This window comes from Roseburia sp. OM02-15 (assembly GCF_003481835.1).
Taxonomy (GTDB): Bacteria; Bacillota; Clostridia; order Lachnospirales; family Lachnospiraceae; genus Eubacterium_I; species Eubacterium_I ramulus_A.
Map to the genome: position 1 here is coordinate 46,831 of NZ_QULX01000017.1, position 8,170 is coordinate 55,000.

The window sequence follows — 8,170 nt, forward strand, 5'->3', positions numbered from 1 at the left end:
CCTATAGAATGATACAAAAATGTGAACATTTCAAGAAATTTTTATGAAAAAATGAAAAATGTTGCGTTCGGTTGACATTTGAGAAACCCGTCCTTATAATAAGGGGGATTGATGAAAAAAATAGTAATCAACAGTGGAGGATCTATGAAAATTAAGAAAATAAACATGAAAAAAGCGGCAGTTTCCTGCGCAGCAATCTGTCTTGCAGGTGCATTATGCTGGAATGGAAGCAGTATCACAGCATGGGCAGCGCCGACATCCGGAACTGCTATTAATGACAATACAAGGGTCAGAAGTGCTATCGGTGGCAGCCCGATCGGTTCCCTGAAAGCAAATCAGGAGGTAACCATCAAAGGAGAGCAGACTTCTGGTGATGGTTATACCTGGTATGAAATCACCTTTGACTGGAATGGAGCAGAGACTGACGGATGGGTGCGAAGCGATATGATCTCATCCGGAAACGGAACAGCAGCAAAAGATGACACATCAGATCAGGCAGATTCCTCTGATACATCAGATCAAAATACAGAAGCACAGGACGGAACATTCCAGATTTCTGGAAAAACTTATGAAATCGCAGATAAATTTCCGACAGCTGAGATTCCGACAGGGTTTGAGGCAACGACTATTACCTACGCAGGTGAAGACGTTTCCGCAGCAAAAATGGAACAGGGCGATGTGACCTTACTTTATTTGCAGAACACAGAAGATAGCAGTGAGAAACATGTATTTGTATATGATACGGAACGTGATGAGGCGGTGCCGTTTGTAAGCATTGATGTGCAGGATTCCTTTGTTGTAGTGACAAATGTGCCGGAAGATGTGGCAGCAGAGATTTCTGATTATTATCAGGAGACAGAATGTGCATTTTCAGAAGGAAGCATCATGGCATATCAGGGAAAAACGGACGGAGATCTGACAGATTCAGATGCGTCAATTTCTGATTTTTACTATGTATATGGTACAAACAGTCGGGGAGAAAGTGGCTGGTATACATATGATTCCGCAGATCAGACAATTCAGAGAAGCATTGCCAATATGCAGTATCAGGAGAATGCTGACAATGCAGAAGCAACGGATCAGACAGACAATAATTCTGTGTTTGAACTGGACAGCATGACAAGAATGCTGACAGCAGGACTTGGCATTGTGGCATTACTGCTGCTGATCCTTTTTATTGTTACATCCGTTCGTTATCATCGTCTGCGGAAATATCTGGATACAGAAGAATTCCCGGAGGATGAAGATGAGACAGAGGACGATGATCTGTTTGATGATGATACGACCATTGGTGTAGATATCGTTGGAAGCACCGTGGATATTGTTGATTTTGATGGAGATGCAGATCATTCTGTTAAGAATGAGAAAAAGGCAAAGAAAGCGGAGAAGAAGAAAAAAGCTGAGGCAGCGGTGAAAGAAGCATCTGCCCCGGAAGCTCCAGTAGAGGAAGTTCCGGAAAAACCGGCAAAAGATGTATCAGCGAAAGAACTTTTTGCAGAGGACGATGATCCATCGGAGAAAGTAGTCAGTGAGGAGACAGAAAAACTGGTTGCGGATCTGAAAAAAATGATTCAGGAAGTGGAGACCACGATGAGACCTGATGATGAAGAAGATGAGTTCTACGATGAGGAAGATCCGGAAGAACCGGAACAGACAGAGAAGAAAAAGAAAGGTTCCAAATCCGGTAAAGGCGGTTCCTGGGATGATATTGAATTTTTATAATTTTATAAGTTAAAAGGAAGTTTGAAAACTGTGAGGCGTATCGTAAGTATGATCGCTTCACAGTTTTTTATTTGATAGGAAATTACAAGGATTTCCTATCAAATAAAAGCACTTCGTGCAGACGATGCACACTCACACGAGAAGAAATCATTGCTTCGCAATCGTGTTCGGCGCGGGCAAGAAAGATGTGCTATTAATAATGTTATTCGCATAAGTGTGTGATAGCACACTTTCTTGATTGGTAGAAAACGGTACAGAGCGATCTATAAAAAATGAAAAGAATGATTATGTGAAAGTGATGCAGATTTGCATATATCAATGTAGCGTTATAAAAAGTAGTTGGTACTGCTTGACAGGCAGAGGTGGTTGTTATATCATCGATATAACAGTCTGAAGAAAAAGGGAGAAGAGGTACATATGACAATCGAAATAGATTTTAACAGTGATGAGGCGCTGTACATTCAGCTTCGCAATCAGATCATATATGGGATTGCGACACGACAGTTCCATGAAGGAGATGCGCTGCCATCTGTGCGACAGCTTGCAGAGGAGATCGGCATTAATATGCATACTGTAAATAAAGCGTATTCAGTTCTTCGACAGGAAGGACTGCTCCGCCTAGACCGCCGCCGCGGAACGGTTATCGCGCTGGATATTGACCGGTTGAAAGCGGAGGAAGAAATGCGGGACAGTCTGCGCGTTGTTCTGGCACGCGGATTTTGCAAAGGCATTAACCGTGCAGAAGTGCATGAACTTGTGGACGAGATATTTGATGAGTATGAGTAATTTTTGGAGGAACATATATGCAGTATAGAGGATTTACCAGACAGGCACGAAAAGTTATGCGGATCGCGGAACGTCTGGCAGAGAAAGAACAGCAGCTGCGGATGGGAAGTGAATATATTCTGGCAGGTCTGCTGCAGGAAAACGATGGCGTGGCAGGACAGATCCTGCAGCAGCTTTCTGTAAACTGTGAGGAGATACTGACATTGATTCACGAGATTTCTCTGCCAAAGACAGAGGAACAGGTGGCAGACGGGGATTTCCTGACACCGGAGAGCCGCGCCATTGTGGAAGAAGCCTATGCAGTTGCAGAGCGGTTTGACAGCGAACTGGTTGGAACAGAGCATCTGCTTTTTTCTATTATTGAGCATCGAACCAGTGCGGCAGCACGCATGCTGCTTGCCATGAATATTAATCTTGGAAAAGTATATGCGGATATTCTGGCAGCGATGGGCAAAGAGAATCTGTTTTCCAAGGAAGAAGGCAAAGAATTCCGCACCGGAAAGAAAGCACCGGAAGCCAAAGGAACGCTGATGGAAAAATATACTGTGGATCTGACGGTACGGGCAGCGGAAGGGGAACTGGATCCGCTGATTGGACGAAGCGAAGAATTGCAGCGGATGGTTCAGATCCTGAGCCGCCGTGGCAAAAATAATCCGTGCCTGATCGGAGAACCGGGTGTTGGAAAGACCGCGATCGTAGAAGGTCTGGCAAGCCGTATCGCAACCGGGGCAGTTCCGGAACATTTGCAGGGAAAACGGATTCTGACGCTGGATATTTCCGGTATGGTGGCAGGCACAAAATACCGTGGTGAATTTGAGGAACGGATCAAAGGCATGATGCAGGAAGTGCAGGCAGCCGGAAACGTGATCCTGTTTATCGATGAGTTACATACGATCATTGGTGCAGGCGGCGCGGAAGGTGCGCTGGACGCTTCAAATATTATGAAACCGGCATTGTCCCGTGGACTGATCCAGATCATTGGAGCAACAACGATTGAAGAATACCGTAAGCATATTGAAAAAGATGCAGCGCTGGAGCGGCGTTTCCAACCGGTGACAGTGGAAGAACCGACGGTGGAGCAGACCGTGGAGATTTTACGTGGACTGCGCCCACGTTATGAAAAACATCATCATGTGCAGATCACAGAGGAGGGCATCCGGGCAGCAGCAGAACTGTCAGAGCGTTATATCAATGACCGTTTTCTGCCGGATAAAGCCATTGATCTGATGGATGAGGCAGCTTCGAAAGCACATGTGGGAAATATGGATAAACCGGTGCAGTTAGAGGCGTATAAGCAAGAACTGGAAGCACTGGATGCAGAGCTGGAGCAGGCACTGATCGATGGAGATTTAAGCCACGCAAAACAGATTCGTCAGGAAAAACAGCAAAAACAGCAGCAGAGTGAAGCTGTTTTGAAAAAATACAGACAGAGCCTTGCCCGGAAAAAAATTCAGGTGGGTGAAAATGAAGTGGCAGATGTGGTATCTGACTGGACACATATCCCGGTAAAACGTCTGACGGAAGGGGAAGCAGCGCGCCTGCAGCATCTGGAAAAGACGTTACATAAGCGTGTGATTGCACAGGATGAGGCGATTTCAGCGGTGGCAAAAGCCGTTCGCCGTGGCAGAGTCGGACTGAAAGATCCGTCCAGACCGATTGGTTCTTTTCTGTTTCTTGGACCGACCGGTGTCGGCAAAACAGAGATTTCCAAAGCACTGGCGCAGGAAGTATTTGGCATGGAAGAGGCAATGATCCGTGTGGATATGTCTGAATATATGGAGAAACACAGTGTGTCAAAAATGATCGGTTCCCCGCCAGGATATGTGGGATACGATGAAGGCGGTCAGCTCAGCGAAAAAGTGCGCCGTCATCCGTATTCGGTTATTTTGTTTGATGAGATCGAGAAAGCTCACCCGGATGTGTTTAACATTTTACTTCAGGTGCTGGATGATGGTCATATCACAGACGCACAGGGTCGAAAAGTAGATTTTAAAAATACGATCATCATCATGACATCCAATGCCGGTGCACAGTCTATCATGGAACCGAAAAAACTGGGCTTTGCGGCAAAAGAAGATGAAAAAGCCGATTATAATCGAATGAAATCTAATGTAATGGAGGAAGTACGCCGTATTTTCAAACCGGAGTTTTTAAACCGAATCGACGAGATCATCGTGTTCCATTCTCTGACCAAGGAACATATGAAGAAAATCGTCGGCATTATGACAAAAGAGCTTCAGCACAGATGCAAAGAGCAGCTTGATCTGGAACTGAAACTTACCGATGCAGTAAAACAGTATATTGTGGATAAGGCATATGATCCGAAATATGGAGCACGTCCGCTTCGCCGTATGATCCAGACAAAACTGGAGGATGCGCTGGCAGATGAGCTGTTATCCGGCAATGTTCACAGAGGAGATACCGTTACAGTCCGTGTGAAAAAAGATGAGATTGTTTTTGAACATTAAGATAAAGCGGTAAAAAACAGATTTTGTATGATGAATTTATAGCGTTAAAATGAAGCATAAAAAACGGATTTTGTATGATGAATTTATAGCGTTAAAATGAAGGATAGAAAACGGCACTTTTGAGAAAAAAGTATCAGAATTGCCGTATCAATAAATGAGGAGAAACATAAAAAACAGCGTATGGCAAAAGCAAAAAAAACAGTATTTTTCTGTCAGCAATGTGGGTATGAGTCTGCCAAGTGGATGGGACAGTGCCCGGGCTGCCGGGAATGGAATACATTTGTAGAAGAACCGGCAGAAGAAAAACGCAGTACACATAGCAGTGCTTCGCGTGTTGGACAGACGGTGGAACCACTTCCGTTGTCAAAAGTAGAGATGACGGATCAGGAGCGGTTTACCACAGGAATCGGAGAACTTGACCGGGTGCTTGGAGGCGGAATCGTTCCGGCGTCTTTGGTACTGGTCGGTGGAGATCCGGGAATCGGAAAATCTACCCTGTTGCTTCAGGTCTGCCGAAATCTGGCAGAAGCACATCATAGCGTGCTGTATATTTCCGGAGAGGAATCCATGCAGCAGATCAAGATCCGGGCAGAACGGATCGGTTCTTTTACGGATGATCTGGAATTGTTCTGCGAGACAAATTTATCAGATATTGCGTCGGTATTGCGCAAAAAGAAACCGAGGGTGGTAGTGATTGACTCCATCCAGACCATGTACAGCGAGGATGTCAATTCCGCACCGGGCAGCGTTTCTCAGGTGCGTCAGGCAACCGCACTTTTGCTGCAACTGGCAAAATCGCTTGGAATTACCATTTTTATTGTCGGTCATGTGACAAAAGAAGGCGTGGTAGCCGGACCGCGTGTGTTAGAACATATGGTGGATACCGTTTTATATTTTGAGGGAGATCGTCATGCTGCTTATCGAATTTTGCGTGGCGTTAAAAACCGTTTTGGTTCTACAAATGAAATCGGTGTGTTTGAAATGCAGCAGGCAGGTCTGGTGGAAGTAAAAAATCCATCGGAATATATGTTGAACGGTCGTCCGGAAGGGGCTTCCGGTTCCATTGTAACCTGTTCCATTGAAGGAACCAGACCGATTTTGCTGGAAATCCAGGCACTTGTATGCAAAACCGGATTTGGACTGCCGCGCAGAACCGCAGCAGGAGCAGACTTGAATCGTGTCAATCTGCTGATGGCAGTTCTGGAAAAAAGAGCCGGAATGCCGTTATCCTCCTGTGATGCTTATGTCAATATTGCAGGTGGAATCCGGATGAATGAGCCGGCGATTGATCTTGGAATCGTTCTGGCAATTGTGTCCAGCTATCGGGAAATTGCGATTTCCGATAAGACGATCTGTTTTGGTGAAGTTGGTTTAAGTGGCGAAGTGCGTGCAGTCAATATGGCAAAACAGCGGGTACAGGAGGCAAAGAAACTTGGATTTGAAACCTGTATTCTGCCGAAAGTATCGTTGACTGATGAAGTGCGTACCGATGGCATTCAACTGATCGGAGTATCCAATGTGCGGGAAGCGATTTCACGTATTTCCGGGTGATTTATTGGTGAAAATTTAATATTTTAAAACGAAAACGAAGAATCCTGTCATGACAGCTAGCCGTTCGACTACCTTCATTTCACTGCGGTTTCATCGCGCTCACTTCCAACTCCTATAAAAGCTGGTCGTTTCCCGTTCGCGCAAAACCTTGTGAAACTCAGTTGCTCACTGAAACGCTTGCCCTGACAGGATTCTTCGTTTTCGTCATTTACATAGTGAATACAATATTTGCAATCTATGATATATCAGATGGGAGATGACTCCCACCTCTACTATAGGTGGTGAGAAACAAGCTAGTATCAGTGGTGGGAGCCAATCCCCCATCTGATATAGCCTCCGGCAGGATTACAGAGGTGCGCAGTTGAAGTATGTCATGCAATTGCATGACGCGCACCTCGCAACAAGAATGCCGGAGCATTCTTGAAAGTGAACGATGAAACTTTCTCCGACTTTGCTTTCATATATTAACCAAATCAAGGAAGTCCCCTGCTTCAATTGCGAAAAGCAATAAGCAGGGGTAGGGACTTGCTTGTATCAGGAGGGGTGCAAGCCCCTTCTGATAAGCTGCGAAGTAGCTATTTGGTTATGAGCAAGTAGCGAAGGCGGATTGCGAATATCCTTTGATAATTAATCCAATCTTCTATTATTTTCAAAACTATCAAAAAAGTACATAAAGAATACATATCGTTATGGTACAATAAATACAACGAAAAAGAAGTGTATTGGGGGCTTTGAGATGAACAGAATTTTACTGGCAGAAGATAATGACAATTTACGTGAGCTGATCACGGATTTTCTGTCGGAGCATGAATATGAAGTAGATGCCGTGGCAGATGGGGAGGACGCATGGGAAATGGTGCTGACAAAAAGTTATCAGCTGATCTTGCTGGATGTTATGATGCCGGGAATGGATGGATTTACGCTTTGCAGAAAAATCCGGGAACGGGAATCGGTGCCGGTGCTTTTTCTGACTGCGCGTGTGCTGGAGGAAGATCAGCTGCGGGGATATGAACTTGGAGCCGATGATTATATTTTGAAACCATTTTCTTTGCGGGTGCTTCTGGCGAAATGCCAGGCAGTATTGGAGCGATATCAGCGGGGGCAAAAGTATGAGGTTCAAAAAGGGCTTGTTTTGAATGAGGAGCGACAGCAGTTTTTCTGTGATGGAAAACCGGTGGAATTACAGTCTCTGGACTATCGTCTGTTATCTTATTTTTTCAAAAATCCGAATCGCATTCTGACGCGGGAGCAGATTATTTTAAAACTCTGGGGTTATGAATATACAGGAAATGACCGTGCAGTGGATACGCATGTGAAAAATGTGAGGAAAGCACTGGGGGATTACGGAAGCTGTATTCGCACGATCGTGAAAAAGGGATATATTTTTGAAGCAAATATGATTCAATGAACCTTAAAAATTGTAGATATAGTGAAAGATAGTGTTAAATGATCTATGGAAAAACGGAACGAAAAAAGGATCAATGAACCTTGAAAATTTGTGATGACAGGGGGGATGGTATGAAGAAGTTAAAAAAATTGTGGAAGAAGAAAATATGGAAAGAATATCGAATCGCATTTTATATTGAGATCGTCTTTCTTGGAGTAGCGCTGGCGGCTACTGGATTATTGATTCGTTTTTCGTC

Annotated in this window: 6 protein-coding genes (1 of these 6 cut by a window edge); all 6 read left to right on the top strand. The window is 44.7% G+C overall.

Going from position 1 to position 8,170, the window contains the following annotated elements; genetic code table 11:
- Positions 1–111: 111 nt before the first annotated feature.
- Entirely contained in the window at positions 112–1,722 is a 1,611-nt protein-coding gene (locus DXB15_RS13460) for an SH3 domain-containing protein (RefSeq protein ID WP_118703245.1), read from the top strand.
- Between the two features lie 417 nt (positions 1,723–2,139).
- Positions 2,140–2,508, top strand: a complete 369-nt coding sequence (locus DXB15_RS13465) for a GntR family transcriptional regulator (RefSeq protein WP_109217020.1) — start codon at positions 2,140–2,142, stop codon at positions 2,506–2,508.
- A 17-nt stretch (positions 2,509–2,525) separates the two neighbouring features.
- Complete coding sequence (locus tag DXB15_RS13470) at positions 2,526–4,976, top strand: ATP-dependent Clp protease ATP-binding subunit (protein WP_118703246.1); 2,451 nt, start codon at positions 2,526–2,528, stop codon at positions 4,974–4,976.
- A gap of 180 nt (positions 4,977–5,156) precedes the next feature.
- Positions 5,157–6,527, top strand: coding sequence for a DNA repair protein RadA (radA, locus tag DXB15_RS13475; protein WP_118703247.1), 1,371 nt, complete (start codon positions 5,157–5,159; stop codon positions 6,525–6,527).
- Between the two features lie 736 nt (positions 6,528–7,263).
- Positions 7,264–7,935 carry a response regulator transcription factor gene (locus DXB15_RS13480; protein ID WP_109216950.1) on the top strand — a complete coding sequence of 224 codons (672 nt, stop codon included), beginning with the start codon at positions 7,264–7,266 and terminating at the stop codon, positions 7,933–7,935.
- 110 nt (positions 7,936–8,045) lie between these two features.
- A protein-coding gene (locus DXB15_RS13485) for a sensor histidine kinase (RefSeq protein WP_118703248.1) crosses the window boundary here: on the top strand, positions 8,046–8,170 show its start. 1,513 nt of this gene lie beyond the right edge of the window; only the first 125 of its 1,638 coding nucleotides appear in the window; its start codon is at positions 8,046–8,048; its stop codon lies beyond the right edge, outside the window.